This window comes from Candidatus Wallbacteria bacterium (genome assembly GCA_028687545.1).
In the GTDB taxonomy this organism is placed as follows: domain Bacteria; phylum Muiribacteriota; class JAQTZZ01; order JAQTZZ01; family JAQTZZ01; genus JAQTZZ01.
Map to the genome: position 1 here is coordinate 19,567 of JAQTZZ010000026.1, position 18,749 is coordinate 38,315.

The 18,749-nt window shown below is 45.4% G+C and carries 11 protein-coding genes; 3 read left to right on the forward strand and 8 right to left on the reverse strand.

Annotation, left to right across the window (positions count from 1 at the left end):
* Positions 1–43 precede the first annotated feature (43 nt).
* From PHW04_11570 to PHW04_11590, 5 genes are all read right to left on the reverse strand, one after another.
* On the reverse strand, positions 44–1,756 hold the full coding sequence (locus PHW04_11570; GenBank protein ID MDD2716518.1) for a hypothetical protein: 1,713 nt from the start codon (positions 1,754–1,756) through the stop codon (positions 44–46).
* An 8-nt stretch (positions 1,757–1,764) separates the two neighbouring features.
* Positions 1,765–3,255 (reverse strand): ATP-binding protein, encoded by a 1,491-nt coding sequence (locus PHW04_11575; protein ID MDD2716519.1) that lies wholly within the window; start codon positions 3,253–3,255, stop codon positions 1,765–1,767.
* A complete protein-coding gene (locus tag PHW04_11580; protein ID MDD2716520.1) occupies positions 3,230–4,033 on the reverse strand; it encodes a hypothetical protein in 804 nt (267 codons plus the stop codon). The genes PHW04_11575 and PHW04_11580 overlap by 26 nt, the downstream gene beginning before the upstream one ends.
* Positions 4,034–4,083: 50 nt before the next feature.
* Complete coding sequence (locus PHW04_11585) at positions 4,084–6,840, reverse strand: type I restriction-modification enzyme R subunit C-terminal domain-containing protein (GenBank protein ID MDD2716521.1); 2,757 nt, start codon at positions 6,838–6,840, stop codon at positions 4,084–4,086.
* A 206-nt stretch (positions 6,841–7,046) separates the two neighbouring features.
* Positions 7,047–7,637 carry a thioredoxin family protein gene (locus PHW04_11590; GenBank protein ID MDD2716522.1) on the reverse strand — a complete coding sequence of 197 codons (591 nt, stop codon included), beginning with the start codon at positions 7,635–7,637 and terminating at the stop codon, positions 7,047–7,049.
* Positions 7,638–7,930: 293 nt separating this feature from the next.
* Between PHW04_11590 and PHW04_11595 the strand changes: the two genes are divergently transcribed.
* Positions 7,931–8,341, forward strand: coding sequence for a secondary thiamine-phosphate synthase enzyme YjbQ (locus tag PHW04_11595; GenBank protein MDD2716523.1), 411 nt, complete (start codon positions 7,931–7,933; stop codon positions 8,339–8,341).
* Here the strand turns inward: PHW04_11595 and PHW04_11600 are convergent, their stop codons facing one another.
* On the reverse strand, positions 8,342–8,929 hold the full coding sequence (locus PHW04_11600) for a DNA-3-methyladenine glycosylase I (GenBank protein MDD2716524.1): 588 nt from the start codon (positions 8,927–8,929) through the stop codon (positions 8,342–8,344).
* A 149-nt stretch (positions 8,930–9,078) separates the two neighbouring features.
* Here PHW04_11600 and PHW04_11605 point away from each other — a divergent pair, with 149 nt between their 5' ends.
* Positions 9,079–10,137, forward strand: coding sequence for a hypothetical protein (locus tag PHW04_11605; protein ID MDD2716525.1), 1,059 nt, complete (start codon positions 9,079–9,081; stop codon positions 10,135–10,137).
* 2 nt (positions 10,138–10,139) lie between these two features.
* The gene (locus tag PHW04_11610) at positions 10,140–10,841 is read left to right on the forward strand and encodes a CPBP family intramembrane metalloprotease (protein ID MDD2716526.1); all 702 of its coding nucleotides are present in this window, start codon (positions 10,140–10,142) and stop codon (positions 10,839–10,841) included.
* A 192-nt stretch (positions 10,842–11,033) separates the two neighbouring features.
* Here PHW04_11610 and fusA read toward each other — a convergent pair whose 3' ends face one another.
* Together fusA and PHW04_11620 are read right to left on the reverse strand one after the other, a co-directional pair.
* On the reverse strand, positions 11,034–13,112 hold the full coding sequence (gene fusA, locus PHW04_11615) for an elongation factor G (protein MDD2716527.1): 2,079 nt from the start codon (positions 13,110–13,112) through the stop codon (positions 11,034–11,036).
* 141 nt (positions 13,113–13,253) lie between these two features.
* On the reverse strand, positions 13,254–18,713 hold the full coding sequence (locus PHW04_11620; protein ID MDD2716528.1) for an MG2 domain-containing protein: 5,460 nt from the start codon (positions 18,711–18,713) through the stop codon (positions 13,254–13,256).
* Positions 18,714–18,749 lie beyond the last annotated feature (36 nt).

An 18,749-nucleotide genomic window follows, 5' to 3' on the forward strand; every position in this document is an offset into this window, starting at 1 on the left:
CTCTTGATGCTCTAATACTGCTCGCGTAAATGTTTGAAGAAAATTACTCTTCTTCTATTTCTCCAGATGAAGTCATCCTTTTACGCACCACACTCCTATTTCTACAGCTGACTTCATCTGACTGATTTATTATCAAAGGCTTGTTTTTGTAGTTTTCTTTTGTGATTGTGTAATATCCCAATACATTTTTTATCTTTACATTTTTCGATGCTTTTTCTTTCCCTTTTCCGCAGAGAGCTTCGAGTAGGGTTTTCCTTTCAGAGGGATCTAATTTTAAGTAATCTTGTTTCCATGCAGCAATGAATCCTTTTTTTTCAAACAAAAATCTATGTTTGATGAAGTCCGCTGGCATTGTTAAAATCATCAAATACTCTTCAATATTCTCGCCATATGCCTTGTAAAAAAAATCCTTTTCCTTAGCAACTACACCTTTTGTTACATTCAAAATAAGATTAATTGCTGATAAATACTTTTTATTCCAATTTATACCAATAAAATCACGGTCTATGCGGCCGATAGGTGCATATTTCATTGGAAAAGAAAAGGCTTGAATGTCATCTTTTTCTTTGTATAAATCGGTATTATTATGAAGTCGATTCCACAAATCCTCTGGTTTGTCTTTATAGTTGTAGAGTATGTAATTTGAAAAGTACTTTACTCCATGTTTATATGCTGTGTTAAATGCATTTTGGTAATTTTCAGTACTTTCGATATTGTCATAAGCTAACCTAAATGGTTTTATTGGTAATTTACTAAGAGTTTTCATCTTTTTTTCATTTATCAACCTAGCATCGATACCCTGATTAAAATCGATGTATCTCTGCAAAGGTTGTTTGTACCTATAGATATCGATGATTTTGTTAAGAATTTCCTGGGATTCAAGCATTATTTCAAGCTTATTATCCCCGCTTTGAATCTTGAGAAGAATGTTTTTATAAATTACTTGGTTATCTCGACCTTGAATTTTTGTTGAAAACCTTATCAAAAAATCAATAATGTCATCAATTTGCTTAGCAAAAGGATCTCCATCATTTTTCCTTCGTAAAACTTTGTTTACCAACAATTCTAGGGGATGTGGATATACAAAATTGGGCCTCTGGTTGATAAATCCTAGTCTGTTTAAATCTTTGACAATCTGTGAAAGTTTACGTGAGTAAAGTATGTTGTTATCCATTATCATCACATTTCGCATATCACCGTATTTTTCACGTATTGAAGTGATTTGTTTTATGACATTATTTGTATCTTTGAATTCACTTTCTAAAACAGGGACTGCGCAAAATTCACATCTCCGCGGACAACCTCTGGTAGTATGAATGAAAAAGTTATCTTTGACTGGATATTGATAGATAATATCATCTAGAATATCATAATCTAACGATAATTCATCGATGTTCACGTTATCAGAAAAACCGATCATTGATGAATTCGTAAGCTGACCACGAATGACGTTGTCGGTGCATAATTCTTTTTTAAATTTTCTGTATAAAATCGTAGAAGCTATCCCTCCTATATAAACACTATCTTTATGAAGATAGTTCAAATAATGCTTTATAGTTTCGATAGTTATCTCATAATAAAATGTGAATAATGTTGTGATGTAAACTCTATCAGTCCTACTTATCAGTGTATAAGGTGCTTTACCTTTATAAAATTCTACTTTATCTCCTCGATTCTTATGATACGTTGCCAATTTCATAAGGCCCAGTGGAGGAAACTTGTTAACATAATCTGGTTCAACTAATAAAACATTCATACACAAATCTACTTTTTTGAATAGGATTTTTTTATATAAGCACGTAACTCTAAAAACAACTCTAAGGTATTTTTCTTTCTGAAAAAATCCTTAATGATCACCATGAGATTATCATATGCTCTTTTCATTGGCATTGACTCACTCGGCATATCTTCGTCAGCAATCTGAAAGACATTTTCTCTTCTCTTTTTTGGATCAATTTTAAAAAAACCACTATGATCAATGTTTGCACTAATCAGATCTGTCAAAGCATGTTTAAATTTATTCTTATTCTCTTCATGAGGTCCATGATAGTACCGAGAAGCGCTATACCTACATTTATGTAACTTTTCCATGAAATCGACGATAAGATTCCGTAAATATAGAGATTTTTCATCAATTCTAAACCATTCTCTTCGTGCATTATCTTTTAACTCTGGGTAGTTTATTAATAACTCACCACAGGTTGCTTTCATAGCTTGGGTTAATTCTCTGGATGTAGAAACATATTTATTACTATTCACACAAAGCTCAACGAATTTATCATTACTACCCATCAATACATTTTTCGATCTTACTAAAATGCCATAGTCGCTAGTATGTTTTTTGACTGCTTCCAGATCGTGATTAAATGTGAACCAAAGAATACCCATTTTATCTCCAGGCCTACCATTCGCCCGTTGCTTGCCTCTAATTTCCCAAAAATTAATACCTGCCTCTAAAACGTGTTCGTCAGAGTAGTTTTTGGATAATTCTTTACCATTGAGTACAATAGAATACATGAAATCGTTTAGGTCCTCGTCCATAAATTCATTATATTTATCAATAATTTTTTTCGCTGACTTGAAATCACTTTTGTATCGCAATGGAAGCATTTTCATTAATCTCTGCTCAAACAAACCTATCCTTGTTTTTTCTTCGCCTAACAATTCTTCAACGTCTAAAGAATAATCAATGATCTCGACAGTAAAATAATGATCATTATTACTTTGATTTTTTTCAGTGCTAAAACTAATGATTCTTCGTACTATGTCATCAAATGAATCTTTAGAATTCGAGTTTAGCAACTCCTTGTATTTATCCCCCTGCCATTCACAAATATATCTTTCGGACACCCCTTCGGGTTTGTTTACAAACCTAAGTTTTTTACAGAAAGGCATTGCAGAAATTCTTCCAATTCCTCGAAAACCTATATATTTTGTCGGCTGGGAATTTTTATCGGATTCACCAAATGAAAGCATTTTTTTATTAAACTCTTGCACGATTAGTAGAGGAGACACATCAGGTTTTGGATATATTCCATATCCATTATCTCTTACAATAATGCTTCTTTTTTTTCTATCAACATCAATATTCACTTGGAATTCGCTTAACTCTGGCTTGCCATTTTCTTGAATTGCTTTTTTATAAGCATCTACAGAATTTTGCACATACTCTCTAAACAAAATAATTGGGTCTTCATAAAGGGCTGAAGTAATAGTTTCTAAGAGATTTTTACCAATTAATATTCGTTGATTCATGCCATATTCCTTTCATTAAAAAGTATTGAATCGTCCACCCATATTTTTGTTTTATTGCATGATCATTTTTCTTTTTAAATTCAGCATAACGCTCCGATAAAAATCTAAATACCTTTTCGCGTTTTAAGAATAATATTATCTCCTCTTTACTCTTTTTGTTTTTCTCTTCAGATGTAACAAAATGACCAAGATAGTCAATGATTTTTTCGTTATCCGTTGTCAAAATAATCTCACTTGAATTAGGGTGCTTTTCGCAGAATTTATCAAGGAAATTGTTATGAATAATAATTCGTGGGTATATAGCACTTTTTTGTTCAAGTTTAAACGCATCAATGTAAGCAGGGCCAATTATATCTTTTCCAGCATCAGTTACTTTTACTTTACCATAGGTTACTGCACCACGGAGCTGAAACTGGCACTCCACCAAAATTCTCATTTGAATAGTAGCCAGTAAAGATACAAGATCCAGCATGTGTTTTTCCGAGCATGTAAAAATGAATGAATCCGAAAAATGTGTTAGTATGAAGTCAGGATCTAATGCAATTGATTTTGTTTCAATATCAATAATCCCTTTGATTTTCTTCATCTTCTGTATTGCTGCCGAATCATCTTTTTCATTGTAAACAAGGTCTTTCATAGCAAGAAGGTCTAGAAAAGCGACATTTTTAAAATCATACTTCTCCAATTCCTGTAAGTTTGGAGAAGTCTTTTTTTCTCCCTTATCAATCCATTCATCAATACTGAGATTATTGATTTTCAAATCATCATGCTTTTCCATAACCCGTCCAATAATATTTTGTATTGATTATAACATACATATATTCCATTTCACCCCACCAGCACTTTATTCAATTCTTCAAGAATCCCGTTCAACCTTTCCCCAAACACCTGATAAACCTTCATCGCTCCGCCACGGGCCTGGAAGGGGGTCAGCTCGAAGTCGTCCATTTTTATGGATAAGGATGTGGCTACATGTTCTTTGATCAGCTTGAGCCATTCCAGTTCTGTTTCGCTGAATTTCACGCCTTTTTCGGCCTGGATTTTCAGCCAGTCTGCGAAACGCTCTTCCACAGTTTCGGAAAAAGGGCGGAGTACATTTTCATCGCCTGCTGTGAAACGTAAAAGGGAAATGATGTCTGCCAGCAAACGGTGAGCGCTTGCGCCCTGGACTCTGGATCTGTCGAGCTGTTCATAAGCGTGCCAGACTTTGTCTGCTGTCAGGAAATATGGGGGATTCTGGATCGAGGCTGCCAGGTTTTTGATTTCGTCTTCTGCGATCTGCTTCTGAGTGTATGGCTTTCCAAAAATTATGCTGTGGGCTGCTAGTTCGTCCTTGTGATCTTCGATATACTGCTTGAAAGTGCCGATGATCTTTTCGGATTTTTCCTTGGCATTGGCATCGAATCCGGCTGATATCACCTCATCCTGGCTGACTGTGTCAATGATCTGCTCCTTGCTGCGCCTGATTTCTATCAAACGCTCTCGGAACTTCGGATCATCGAAAACCCGGCAGGATTCTTCCTTGATTTCATCTGCAGCTTCTTTGATCTGCTGCTCGTCAGGCACAGGGACTTTGAATTTTTCTTTGGCCCTTTCCTCATGTTTATCAGGGTCAATCGCATCAAGCAGTGAATTGGCGATATCGCTGATCGTTTTGCCGTTTGTCAGTGTTTTGATTTCTTCATGCTCGGCTTTTTCCAGCCTGCGCATCAGTTTCATCAGCCTGCAGGCCAGAGTTGATAATGTGTCTTCGTCCCTGTTGCCGAGAGCCACGCTCTGAATCAGGGCTTCAAAAGGTACAGTTTTTTTCCGTTCCAGGATCGAGGAATCGTTTTTCGCACTTTCGCAGACTCCTACAGCGTCCACGATCACGAAACCGTCCTTGATGCCTGTGCCTGGAGTGACTGAGCGCATGTCAGTGGGATTGATGATCCTGGTGCCGCGGCCTTTCATCTGCTCGAACAAAAGGCTTGATCTCACATCGCGCATAAAGATCAGGCATTCCAGAGGCCGGATGTCTGTTCCTGTGGAAATCATGTCTACAGTCACGGCGATTCTGGGGTCATACGAATTCCTGAACTTGCTGATCAGGTCTTCAGGCTTTTCGCCTGTTGTCTTGTATGTGATCTTTTTGCAGAAGTCATTGCCTTTGCCGAATACCTCGCGGATGATTCCGACAATGTCCTCTGCGTGAGAATCGTCCTTGGCAAAGATCAGGGTTTTGGGGACTACACCGCTGCGGTCAGGAAAAATCTCTGTAAACATTTTGTCTCTGAAAGTGCAGATGATTGTCCTGATCTGGTCTTTGGATACCACGCTCGTATCAAGCTGGTTTGACTTGTATTCCAGATCATCGTCAAGCTGTTCCCAGCGCACTTTACGCGTCAGCCGATCCCTTTTATCAATATAAAGCCCGGCTTCAACAGTGCTCCCTTGTTCAGTGATCCTGGTTTTGATCCTGTAGACTTCATATCCTACATTCACGCCGTCAGCTACAGCCCGCTCGTGAGGATATTCGGACACGATCTTGGAATTGAAGAAACCGATGGTCTGCTTTGAGGGAGTGGCAGTCATGCCGATGATAAAGGCATCGAAGTATTCCAGTGCCTGACGCCAGACATTGTAGATCGAACGGTGGCATTCGTCAGTGACTATGAAATCAAAGGTTTCGATCGGGATCGCCGGATTATAAACAACTTCCACAGGCGTTCTTTCCAGGCTGTTGAAAAACAGCGAATCTTCCTCCAGGCTCTCATCAAAAACAGGCTCGCCCTTAAGCATGGAAAATAGTCTCTGGATGGTAGTGATACAAACTTTGCAGGCATCGTCGATTGTGTTGCCTGTCATGCGCTGCACATTGTAAAGCTCAGTGAATTTACGGCCATCGTCAGGAGTCCTGAACTGCTGGAATTCGTTGAGTGTCTGCCTGCCGAGATTATTACGATCTACAAGAAACAGCACTCTCTTGGCTTTGGCAAATTTGATCAGCCTGTAGACGAAATTGACGGCAGTATAAGTCTTGCCGCTGCCTGTAGCCATCTGGATCAATGCTCTGGGATGATTTTCGGCCAAGGCCAGCTCAAGATTCTCAATGGCAGGAATCTGCGGTTTCCAGAGATGATCTTTGATCAGTGGAGGCAGTTCTTTCAGCCTTGCTCTGAGAGTGCTCGCATCCAATGCCCATTTTTTCAGGGTTTCAGGCTTGTGAAAATTGAATACCCTCCTGGAGCGCGAATCAGGATCTCTGATGTCCCGGAAAAAGATCTCTGTGCCGTTACTTTCATAATGGAAAGGCAGTGGAATTCCATAATTGGGAATGTTGCCAGGGAATGATTCGATATAAATAGAGGATTGCTCAGAAACTCCGCTTAAGGTATGGCCTTCTTTTTTTGCCTCAATGATGCCGATGGCTTTACGGTCAACAAACAGGACATAATCGGCTTCAAGCTGATTTTTCAGGGGAAAGTATCCGACTGCAACACCTGGTGAGGCCCCAAGATTAATGGATCGATAATCCTGTACTTTCCAGCCTGCTTTTTCCAGGTTCTGATCGATAATAATCCGTACTTTATCTTCAGGTCCCATCAGATACCTCTTTTTTACTTACAACAACAATATTTTACTCTCTTCGGAATATCTAAATCAATTTTTCAGCATTTTACACTGTTTTAATGCCTAAATGATCCACAATAGTTGATAAACAGCAGATAATGAATATAAAATTTATTTATTTTTAATCTTCACTTTCTTTTCTAGATAATCAATCCAATATTTAACTTTTTCCCATCCAATCAGCTGCCTGATGAAGAATTATTTTCAGTCGGCTCTGGATTGGCAGGAGCGAAGATGTTCTCCTCTATAGCTGGACCTGTTGGAGGGGTTTTAGGCTCGTCCGAAGATGCGCTGTCAGATTGAGCGGCATTGTTTTCGGCAGCAGGATTCTCGTCTGACACCGCTTTTTCCTCAGCCGGTTTGGTCGGCTCAGGTGCATTCAGCCATTCGTTGATCAGATCCTGGGCAGCACTCCCAGACACGAGGTTTCCCTGCCTGTCTGAGACTATGAAATAAGGCACAGATGTCAGCTTGAATTTTTTCACCACAGGCGATGTCCAATCGATCCCATTGATATTGCTGCGGTTGATGTTCACCTTGATCACTGTGATTTCGCTGCTTTTGGCAGCCAGAGTCTGGAGAACAGGGGCAACTTTATTGCAGGCACCACAGTAAGGACTGAAAAATTCGAAGACTGTTGGGCTTCCGCTGGTGATATAATCGTTCAGGTCTATTTCGCTTCCAAAGGACACTTCCTGCAGATTCGAAGAACCAAAGGCAGGCAGCCAGAGGCAGAAAAAAAGCATTGCAGCCAGCAGACATGTTTTCATTATTATCCTCCATTTCGTAGTCAACTAAATAACTTACTTGAGTTTGGCAAATTTTATGGTGTGCAGCCAGATATTTGTTAAAAACCTTGATTTGTGGCGGGTCCTGTCCTGGCATAACTTTTTCTCTCCTTCGCAAGGCTCAGATCGAGAAATAAGTTACGCCTGGCCACCCCACAAGGGTTTCAGCGATATGATATGGAAAATTTGCCAAAGTCGAGTAACTTATTTATGATACATCGAAAACGTATGATTCGCCATTGCGTTAAAATGCAGGATTCATTTATATTATTTCCATGACACACACAGAATATCTTTTCTTCAACACCAGGGAACGGATCGAGTTCATCAGGATCACTGAGATGATCAATGAAATCGTGGGAAAATCGGGCCTGAAGAGCGGGCTGGTTCTGATCAATCCTGCTCACATCACCGCCGCAGTGATCGTCAATGACGACGAGCCGGGCCTGAAAAAGGATTTTCTCCGCCTGCTGCGCCGCCTGGCTCCGGAAAACGACAGCTATGATCACAACCTGACAGGGGAGGACAATGCCTATGCCCATCTCTGGCGGACCATGCTTGGCCATCAGGCGGTGATGCCGTTTACGGATGGCAGGCTGGATCTTGGGCCATGGGAGCAGATATTTTACCTGGAACTGGACGGCAGGAGAAAGAAAAAGGTCACAGTCAAGCTGGTTGGCGAGTGATCACAGCAGGGAAGACCCGCGGTCACCGCACTGGGCATGCCTGAAGCACCCGGTTTCATGGTCATTCACGAGCCCCACTGCCTGCATGAAAGCATAGATGATAGTAGAGCCTACGAAATTCATGCCACGCTTCTTCAGGTCTTTGGATATTTGATCGGAAATCTCGGTTCTGGCCGGAACTGAACTCATGGACTGGAAACTGTTGTCGATCTGCTTGAAATCCACGAAAGCCCATAGATATTGATCAAACGAACCGAATTCCTTCTGTATTTCCATGAACACCCTGGCGTTCCTGACTGCTGACAGTATCTTAAGCCTGTTCCTGATGATGCCTGGATTGACTAGAAGCTCACTGATCTTGTCTTCAGTGTATGCTGCGATCTTTACATAATCAAAACCGTCCATGGCCTTACGATAATTTTCCCTTTTGTTCAGAACAGTTTCCCAGGAAAGTCCGGCCTGGGCTCCTTCCAGGATCAGCATTTCGAACAGCTTACGTTCGTCATGTACAGGAACTCCCCATTCCAGGTCATGGTAATCAAGATACAGGCTGTTCTTTTCAATCACTGGCCAATGGCATCTCTGCATGTTATCTTCCTTATTGAAATTATTTCACCTGCCAAACCAGAGGATTATATCACAGGATTGACTAGACGAAAATCATTGACATTAGATCAGTTTCGGACATAATTAAATAATATCAAAATTAAAGAAGATGAACCTGGAGGTGCATGTTGGTGAAGAAGATGGTGCTGGTAATGCTTCTGTGCCTGATGACAGTTGAAATATGGGCTCTGACAGGAAATGACGTGCAGGTCGTATTCAATGAAGACTCCATCAACCTTGTGCTGAGGGAAGCCCTGAAAGACTCCAAACTGCAGGAACCTGCCCTCAGATTCTTCAACAATGGTTTCAGCTTCGAAGGGATTTACCCGTTCAGCATACTTTTCATGCCAGTCGCTGATATTCCGATCAAATTCGTGGGCGACATGGCAGCGCTGAACGGAGACGTATTGCTCAACATCGCGGAATACATCCAGAACGGAGAACGCCAGGACAAATCCACTACCATTTCCCGCATCAGGACCATAGTCCAGTCGATCAATGAAGCCTGCAGCAATGCTCAGAAACCGGTCAACATCTCGGCAGAATATATTCCTTCAAGTAAATACTGCGGCTCAGTCCGCCTTAATCTGAAACAGTATTCAGTGATCCCTGCCATGCCCGGACTACAGATCAGGAAGATAGTGCTGGAGCCTCATTTTTTCACTGTTTCGAGCAGCCCAGACACATTCGCCAACAACAATGCTGAAATCCAGGCCTATGTCGGTGAAAACGTGATCAACGAGCTGTTAAAGCTGTATACCAGGCCCAGGGTACGCAATGTAATCAAGGTTTCAGGCATCAGCCTGGACGTGGGAGACAAATCCTCCCGCATTTCGATAAATTATCTGCAGGCTGACAATGCAAGCTCCAATATCCTGATCGATGTGAATGCCGAAGTTCCCAAGCTCAATCTGATCAACCTGCTGATCAGGAACTACAGCGGCAGCGCAGGCAGCTTCGACGGACTGATGGCTGAGCTTGTCAATCTCGTCAATGCCAACATCAAAGCCATGCCTTCACCTGTAAAAGGGGAGCGGATGCAGTTCACATACCTAAACCGGAAAATCACTTTCAATGCTAATTTCGACGACATCATTCCATTAAAGATCAAACCTGACATTTTTCATATCTCAGGCCGGAATGACTGCGTGTCTGTCTTTGGACAGCTAAATCCTAAAAGCGGGCAATAGAATTGCAGGATCAAAAGCCTGAACCTGGCTTCAGCGAACTTTTCCTGCTGGTCTTGGGATATGCGCTGCTCGTCTATTGCGAACATTGTACTAAAAAGATCCTGATCCAGTTCGGATACCTGAACCCAACTCCTGATTTTTCCCTGTTTGACATGCTGAGATCTTTTTTAAACGACTTCATCTTCTTCGCAATGCTGTTTTATTTCGCCTGCTTCCGATCAGCCCGCAGTTTCAGAGAAGCATTTTCGTTCAGAAAAGTCAGTGCATCGGACGCCCTGGCTGCTCTCCTGTCCGGATTTCTGACTGCAGTCTTCTGCATCTATCTGATGAGCTTTGTCGAGGTGGAGGAAACCTTTATCGACCGGGTGACATCCGGGTTTTACGGCATGCTTTTTTTCACGCTCAACGGCTCACTGATCGCCCCGTTCCTGGAAGAGCTTTTTTTCCGCGGCTTCCTGTTCGGCATCCTCAGGAATAAGTTGAAGCCGGTCTCAACAGTAGCGGTTGTAGCATTCACATTCTGGCTGATGCATTTTTACCAGACAAGCGGTAATCCGCCTGCGCTCGCCATGCTGGCTGCCCTGTCTTTGATCGTGACTGTGCAGAGGCAGATCAGCGGGTCTCTGATACCCAGCCTGATCACTCACTATTCGTATAACATCTTCCTGATCGGCACAACGCTTATTTTAATGTGGATGAATTAAATCTCGGCTTAGGCAAATTTTCCATATCATGCCGCTGAAACCCTTGTGGGGTGGCCAGGCGTAACTTATTTCTCGATCTGAGCCTTGCGAAGGAGAGAAAAAGTTATGCCAGGACAGGACCCGCCACATATCAAAGTTTTGAACAGCCTTTGGCTGCACACCACAAAAATTTGCCAAACTCAACAATTTAAGTTAACTCTTACCGGGACTCATGCGCTCTCTGGCCTTTTCCAGGACTTTATCCAGAAACTTGGTGGGAAGAAGATCGTATCTTTTGAACTCCATGGAAAAAGTGGCGCGACCCGAGGACATGGAGCGGAAATTTGTGGCATAGCCGAAGAGTTCCATCAGAGGAGCCTCGCAGGAGAGCTTCTGAAAACCCTTGCGCGAACGGCGCATGAACAGAACCTTGCCGCGGCGGCGGGCGAGGTCGCCTGTGATATCGCCGATGGACTCGTCTGGTGTAGTGATTTCCAGAGACATCATTGGCTCAAACAGGGCAGGGTGCGCCCTGCGGAAAGCTTCCTTGAAGCAGACTGAAGCGCAGATGCGGAAAGCCAGGTCAGAGCTGTCCACATCGTGAAAACTGCCGTCGAGCAAGGTGACTTTCACGTCTGAAAGCGGATAATCCGCCAGAATTCCCTTGATCAGACACTCCTCGATGCCTTTGCGGATGGGAGGTATATATTCCTGAGGAATGGCACCGCCGATGATCTTGCTCACAAATTCGAATCCCTTCTCAGGGTTGGGTTCCACACGCAGGACAATATGGGCATATTGCCCATGGCCGCCGGACTGCTTGACATGTTTGTATTCGAATTCCGCGCTGGCTGTGACTGTTTCCCGGTATTCGACTGAAGGCTCTCCGACCTGGACTATTACCCCGAATTCAGTTTTCAGGCGGTCGATGATGATTTCCAGATGCAGTTCGCCCATTCCGGCGATTACAGTCTCGTTCGTACGTTCAGGGATGCGGACCTGGAAAGAAGGGTCTTCGATTGCCAGCTTCCTGAGCGAGGCATGCAGCTTTTCCATTTCCTTCTGGCCGGGTGCCGTGACTTTGACGGAAATCACAGTCTGAGGGAAAACGATTTCTTCCAGTAAAAGGGGTGATTTGGGGTGGCAGAGGGTGTTTCCTGTGCGGGTTTTTTTCAGCCCGATCAGGGCTACAATGTCGCCTGGGCCGGCTTCAGGTATGTCGAAACGGTCCTTGGCAGCGATCTGCATGATGCGCAGAACACGTTCGGAATCACCGGTAGTGGCGTTGAGCAATGTATCTCCCTGATGAAGAGTGCCCGAATAGATGCGGACGAAAATCTGCTGCCCGACAAAGGGGTCATGGATTATTTTAAAGGCCAGTGCGCAGAAAGGGTCCTGTGCTGTCGGGCGGCGGATGTGAAGTTTACCGGGTTCATCAGGGTCCTTGCCCGTCACTGGGCCATGGTCGATCGGGCTTGGAAGATACAGGGTAATTGCATCTAAAAGCGGAACTATCCCCATGTTGTGATAGGCGGAACCGCAGAAGACAGGGGTGATCAGGGAACGCAGCAGACAATCCCGGGCAACCCGCCGGACCATTTCAACTGGAAATTCCTCTTCGGATAAATACAAACCAGCCATTTCCTCATTGAAATTCGAGAGCTTCTCCAGCATCACCTGACGATAATTTTCTGCTCTGGTCTTCAGTGCCGGCGGAATCTCAGTTTCAGTGATCTCACCGTCAGGGAAGGGATAGGCTTTCATGGTGATCAGATCAATCACGCCTTTGAAATCGGCTTCCTCGCCGATCGGAATCTGGAAGGCAACCGGATTAGCGTCAAGCCTTTCTTCCATCTGATAAAGGCAGTCGTAAAAATCCGCACCTGAGCGGTCCATTTTATTGATGAAAGCGATGCGCGGAACTTTGTAGCGGTCCGCCTGAGACCAGACAGCCTCGCTCTGCGGTTCCACTCCGCCGACAGCACAGAAGACGCTGATCAGTCCGTCCAGCACCCGCATCGAGCGTTCCACTTCAATCGTGAAATCAACATGCCCAGGTGTGTCGATGACATTGATTTGATGGTCTTTCCATCTGCAGGTGATCACAGCTGAAGCGATCGTGATGCCACGTTCCTGCTCCTGTTTCATGAAATCCATGGTGGCTGTGCCGTCATGGACTTCACCCATTTTCCGGGTAGTGCCGGTATAGAATAGAATCCGTTCAGTGACTGTTGTTTTGCCTGCATCGATATGCGCGGCGATTCCGATGTTTCTAACCTTGGAAAGTCCCATAAAATGCACCTTCAGTTTTAGTACTTGATTTTTTCTAGATCCGGTTTCATGCTTATGGAAACAGGTCTATCGTAAATTTCAATTGCGGATTAGTTTAATTATCCGCAGCACTTTTTGCAAGAGCAGTAAGTAATTGAACCGCTATTCAGTCACCTCGACAGTTTTCCCGGCCACGCTTGCCCTGTAATTATGCTCGTACATGGCATGCACGATGGTGGGGGAGAGAAAGAATCTGCCGATGCTGACAGGATTCAATTTGACCAGGAAGTCCTGTTTGGTGTTCCCATAAGGCAAATCCAGGAACCACATGATGCGGTCGTCACGGATGTCCAGGTATTTCTCCTGATTCAAAGTGTATCCCTGGGTCCAGGCAGGGAGCGGCGTGCCTGCGAGTCTGAGATTGTCGATTTCCCAGCCTGAAGGCAGTATCTGCAGCAGAGCGATGTTGGAAAGATTCAGACCGGAATTACCGATCACTGTAAAGTGTCCCCAGAAAGTCGTGCCTTGTTTGATGTTTTCCGGGTTGATCTTGCTTCCGTCGTCATCCAGCCATTCCAGATAAAGTGTCAGGTTTTTCTGCTCTTCTACGATATCATTGCAGGCCGGAATTCCTTCCCATTCCATGCTGGCGAAGAGATTTCCGGTCGAACTGTTCTTGAAAATGAGCTTATCCCCGAAACCTTCCAGGATTTCCATAGAGTATGTCTCGGCAGTGGAATTGATAACTGTCGTCTTGCCGCCGGGAAGCGTAAGCTCTCCGGTCAAGTTTCCGCTCTGCCTGGGCTGCAGAGCCATGAATTTACCCATCGAAAGCAGAGCATAAGCCACGCTTTGAGTCGAGAGCCAGCTGTCTGTCGAAAGCTCATCCGCGATCTGGTTATAAAGTTCCAGGCTCTTCACCTGGTCGCCGAACAGAGTCATGATTTCCAGGATAATCGCCCTGTCCCTAAGGTTTGAACCGAAAGTGCCTGAAAATTCTTCGGTCTTACCAACGTTGAGGCCGGCGCCCTTCAGGATTTCCTGCGCTGTGTTTTCCACTCCAGCGAGCTTATATGCAGCTGCCAGCAACCATTTGCTGGTGTCGTCCAGCTTAGGTGTCATGGTTTCCTTGATCAGATTCATGGCACCCATCTGAGCCTCACCTGCCAGAGCCAGCAGATAGACCCTGTAACATCTTGTAAGTGTGTCGCCTTCACTGACAAGGGAACGGCTCTTTTCAAAATTCTTCCAGTTGTCGAGCATGTCCTGTGAAACATGATAGCCGTGCCTGTCCGCTTCCAGCAGGAAATGTCCGGCATAGTTGGTTCCCCAGTCGCAGGTTTCTGTCATTCCGGGCCAGTAAGTAAATCCGCCGCTTGGAAGCTGGAATTTGGCAAGCCTGCGGATTGCCCCGTTGATGTTCCTGTCAACCCGGTCTGAAAGACGGTCACCGTTTTTGAGCAGGTCTCCAAGGTAGAGCTGGGGGAAAACGCTGGATACGGTTTGTTCCACGCAGCCGTATGGATATTCCAGGAGCCAGTGCAAACGATTCCCGAGCTTGAGCTTCTGGTTTCTGGAAACCATGAAAGTCGCCTTGTTCGTACCTTTGAGGCCGCGGTCCGGAATCACCATGCTCGCCGTCTCGTTCTGACTTACAATCTTGATTTCCGTGGAATAGATGTAAGGATTGACCGGCCTGACTGCGATTTCTGCTGTTTCAGTCGCGCTGAACGAGCCTGATTTAGCGCTGACCTGAATCAGTGATACTCCGACTGCCTGATCCGCTTTAAGAACGAAATACAGGTCCTGGTCCCCTTTTTTCTCAAAATTCAGGGATCGGATTTCAGAGGATGCGGTTTTAACCGGGCCGTCGGCCGAAATTCGCACTTCCACGCTGCCCAGCCCGTCTTCCATCGCGAAAACCGTGACCGGGATCCTGACCTGATCGTCCGGACCGAGCTGTCTCGGCAGAGTTGGTAATATCATCAGCGGAGATTTGACAGGAATCGATTTTTCTGTGCTTGCATAATGGTTTTTGTGGAAAGCCAGAGCCATTACCCGCACTGCACCGACATAATTCGGCATCGTGAAATGGAATCTGGCCAGTCCATCGGTGCCGGTTTTCACAGGTCCCTTGAAGAGTGCCACAGGCTTGAATCGTTTGGCTTTGGAAAAAGCCTGCCTGGACATTTCAGCGAGGATTCCATCGCCGCCGACAGTAAAATGTTTGAAAATTTCACCCATCTCAAAGCCGATCACATCGGAAAAAGTATCGAAGGTGGCAACTGAGAGCCTCTGCTTCTGGTTGAAATAACTCCACGGATCCGGTGTCTGAAAGCGAGTCAGGCTGAGCAATCCTTCATCCACTACAGCCAGCACAACCTGTGATTCCTCGTCAGGCGTCTGGACATCCAGATCAAAAGACTGCCCTGGTCCAAGAACTTCAGGAGCTTTGAGATTTAAAAGCAGCCTGGTATTCCGTTCCTCTACTGCCAGCGGGATCACGCCATACATGCGGAGAGGTCTGTTGTTCTTCGTCTGTGCATGGGGCTGGATCAGATTCACGAACACATAGGAAGTAGGAGCCATCGCCTCAGTGATCGGTACTTCAAAAGGCGGATCATTGCCTTTCAATTCATACCAGCTGGATGAAAGCACCTGCCCGCCTTTTTCCACGCTGACCAGAGCCCGGCCCTGTCCGGGGGTCTTGAGTGCGATCCTGGCCGTCTCACCGGCAGAATAGGATGTCTTGTCAGCTACCAGGTTGATCGTACTGGCGTCCTTGCCTGCCTGCTCTGATCCCCAGGCATACGCCCGGAAGAAGTAGCCGGCAGTATGCCCTTTGTCTCCATCCTGTACTTCTACCAGCAGCTCTCCGTATTCTTCAGGAGTGTATTCGAAAGCAGCCGGTTCTGTTCCAGAGCTGAGTGTTCCGGATTCAATCAGTTCAGTAGAATAGGCGGTCTTGAAATGTTTCTTGAAATCGTTCTCGTTTTCATAATCCCACCACCAGTATTGATGATTAAGGTAAACCCTGTAGGTGAGCTGGATGCCGGATACCGGCTCGCCTTTGCCTGAGACCAGCATCACCTGGAATTTGGCTGGAGAGCCGGTCATCAGATAGCTGTCCTCAGGGCCGCGGATGCCCACATACCGGTCAAAATACTCGATCGGGATCACCAGGGTGTCAGGCACGGGCCGTCCGCCTTTTTCCAGGACTTTCGCATCGACCACTGCATTGAGGGCAGAGGGGACATTTTCCAGGGACGGATATTTCCAGGAAGCAGCTGTGTCTCCTGAAGAATTAAGTCTGGCATCGAACTGGGGACTGGCTGTTTCCTGGAAATCCAGGCCCTCATTTCTGAAGGAGAAGGATCTGTACTTCTCAAAGCTGACTGTGCGGGGTACTATCTTCATGTTTATCGATGAGGCAAGGTCTGCTCCCGGATTTCCGAACAGATATTCCGCATGCAGGGTGGCCTTGATTTCCCTGTCTTCAGGACCCAGGATTTCCTTATCTGATGCCAGTTTCAGTTTCAGCCTGTAAGGCACTATAGTTTCGATCTTGAGGGTGTGGCTGAAGGATGCGTCACCTGCATTGATCTCGAGATTCCAGTTCCCTGTCGGATCGCTCTCGTCTGTCGCGAAAGTGAAACAGTATATGCCGTCGGCTCCTTCGCGGGAGGTGATTTGATTGACCTTGCGGTTCAGCGGATCGTAAAGTTTGATAGTCACAGGATGATTGTCCGGGAAAGTGTTGTCCTGATTACGCAGCACTATGGTCAGGTTGACTGTTTCTCCAGGTCTGTAAACGCCGCGGTCTGTGAAAGTGAAGGCTCTGGTTCCTGAAGCAGGTTCTTCCTCGCCTGCAGTCTCGAACAGGGTGGTATCCAGTTCGCTTTCATTGAATTTAAGCAGGGACTGCTGTCCGTCACGTTCGGCTTCCACCAGAAATGCGTCAGTGCGTGGAAACTCGCATCTGCCGTTGAGATCAGTTTTTCCGCGGGCCAGAGTTTGATTCTGATAGGATAACAGCTTGATATCTGTTCCGGCCAGGGGTTCTGTTGTGAGAAGGTTGTTGGCATACACGATGGTCCGTTTGTATTCTTTCTGTACTGTCAGTCCGATGTCTGTAAGTATGATTGGTTTGGTCACAAGACAATGTCTGTAGTAAAATTCACTCCAGGATTCTTCATCAGGTATTCCGCAGATTATATCTTCACGATTCATGGAAAGTTCGATCACATAGAGGCCTTTTTTGCTGTCTTTGAAAAGGTCGGACAGGTCCAGTTCAGACTGCAGCCATTTATTTGTTTCTTCGCCGATCTCCAGTGTTTTCTCAGACACGACTACTCCCAGACGTTCCACATTGTAGAAGAAATCCTTTCTGGAGCCTGCACTCTGCATGCGGTTGTCCTGGATGAAATAGGAAAGGTTGTTTTCAAAAACCTTTTTCACCAGCAGATGGACTTTTCTGACATTGGCAGTGCGGAAATCAATTTTTTTATTCGCTGAAGTAGGCAGGAGATATCCTGAGCGGCAGAATTCCACGGCAGGCTGCATATCCCTGAATGTCACTTCACCGGTCCAGTCAGAAGTAAGCTCAGTTCCCCAGCGGCTTTTCAGGCCTTTGAGAACCCGGATCTGATAGGTTTTCCCGGACTGAAAGTCGCCGTTCAGAACCAGAAATTTGCCCACAGCTTTGAGTTTAAAGCTGCCCAGTTCCTGCAATTGCACGAAACCCTGGTAATCCTTGCGCTCGTCGAGCAAATCGGAAAATGCAATTTCAGCGAAGAGTTTCTTGCCCTGCATTTTTTCGCGCAGATTTTCCACAGCAAAGTATTTAAGCGGGGGCAGGTGGAAAATTTCGTCGCGGTTTTTGGCCAGGCCCAATGCCGCTGCATCTACATGGAGTGAATATTCCTGATCTTCGTCAGTGCGCTGGTATGGTCCGGATTGAAAGCCGAATTCGCGCTCTTCGCCCAGATCTGCGATTTTAAGTTCGAGCGGTGTGCCCTTGCAATTCAGCTTGATTCCGCTGACCAGCACTTCCAGCGATGTCTTCTGTGACAGTTTGATCCTGCCTTTGTATACCAGGCTTGCCGGATCGGCTGTATCTACAAGTTCGAATCCTGCGGCAAGATCTGAAATCTCACGGCCTGTAGTTTCAAACTCAAAGGGAATTTCCTTTAAAACCATTCCGGTACTGTCAGGGAAAAGTTTGGACTTATCAAGTTTTCCCAGATACTTCTGCCTCATCTTCAAAGGATCCTGCGGCACGAAGATCAGGGTCTGCCCGTCATCCCATCTGGTGGAACCGGCGAGAGGGGGAGTGAAACTGAACACTTCTTTTTTCAGCGGGACGCCGATCTGGCCTGCCTCCACTTCCACACTGGAAAAGCGCACGCTGATCCGGTCTTCAGGTGAAATCAGGCCGAAGGTAATCGAACTGATCATGTGAGCTTCGGCTGTAACCTGGGAAATCCGCGGAATTGCAGAGACGGGTTTCTGACTGGTTTCCAGGGTTTTAGCTGCAGCTGCAATCTGTTTGGCGGGCTTAATCTTCGGTTGCTCACCGCAGCCGGACAGTATGATGGCAAGTATCAAAATCAAGGCTTTCATCAGATTCCCCCTCTGAATTCATTTAACAGAATTCTA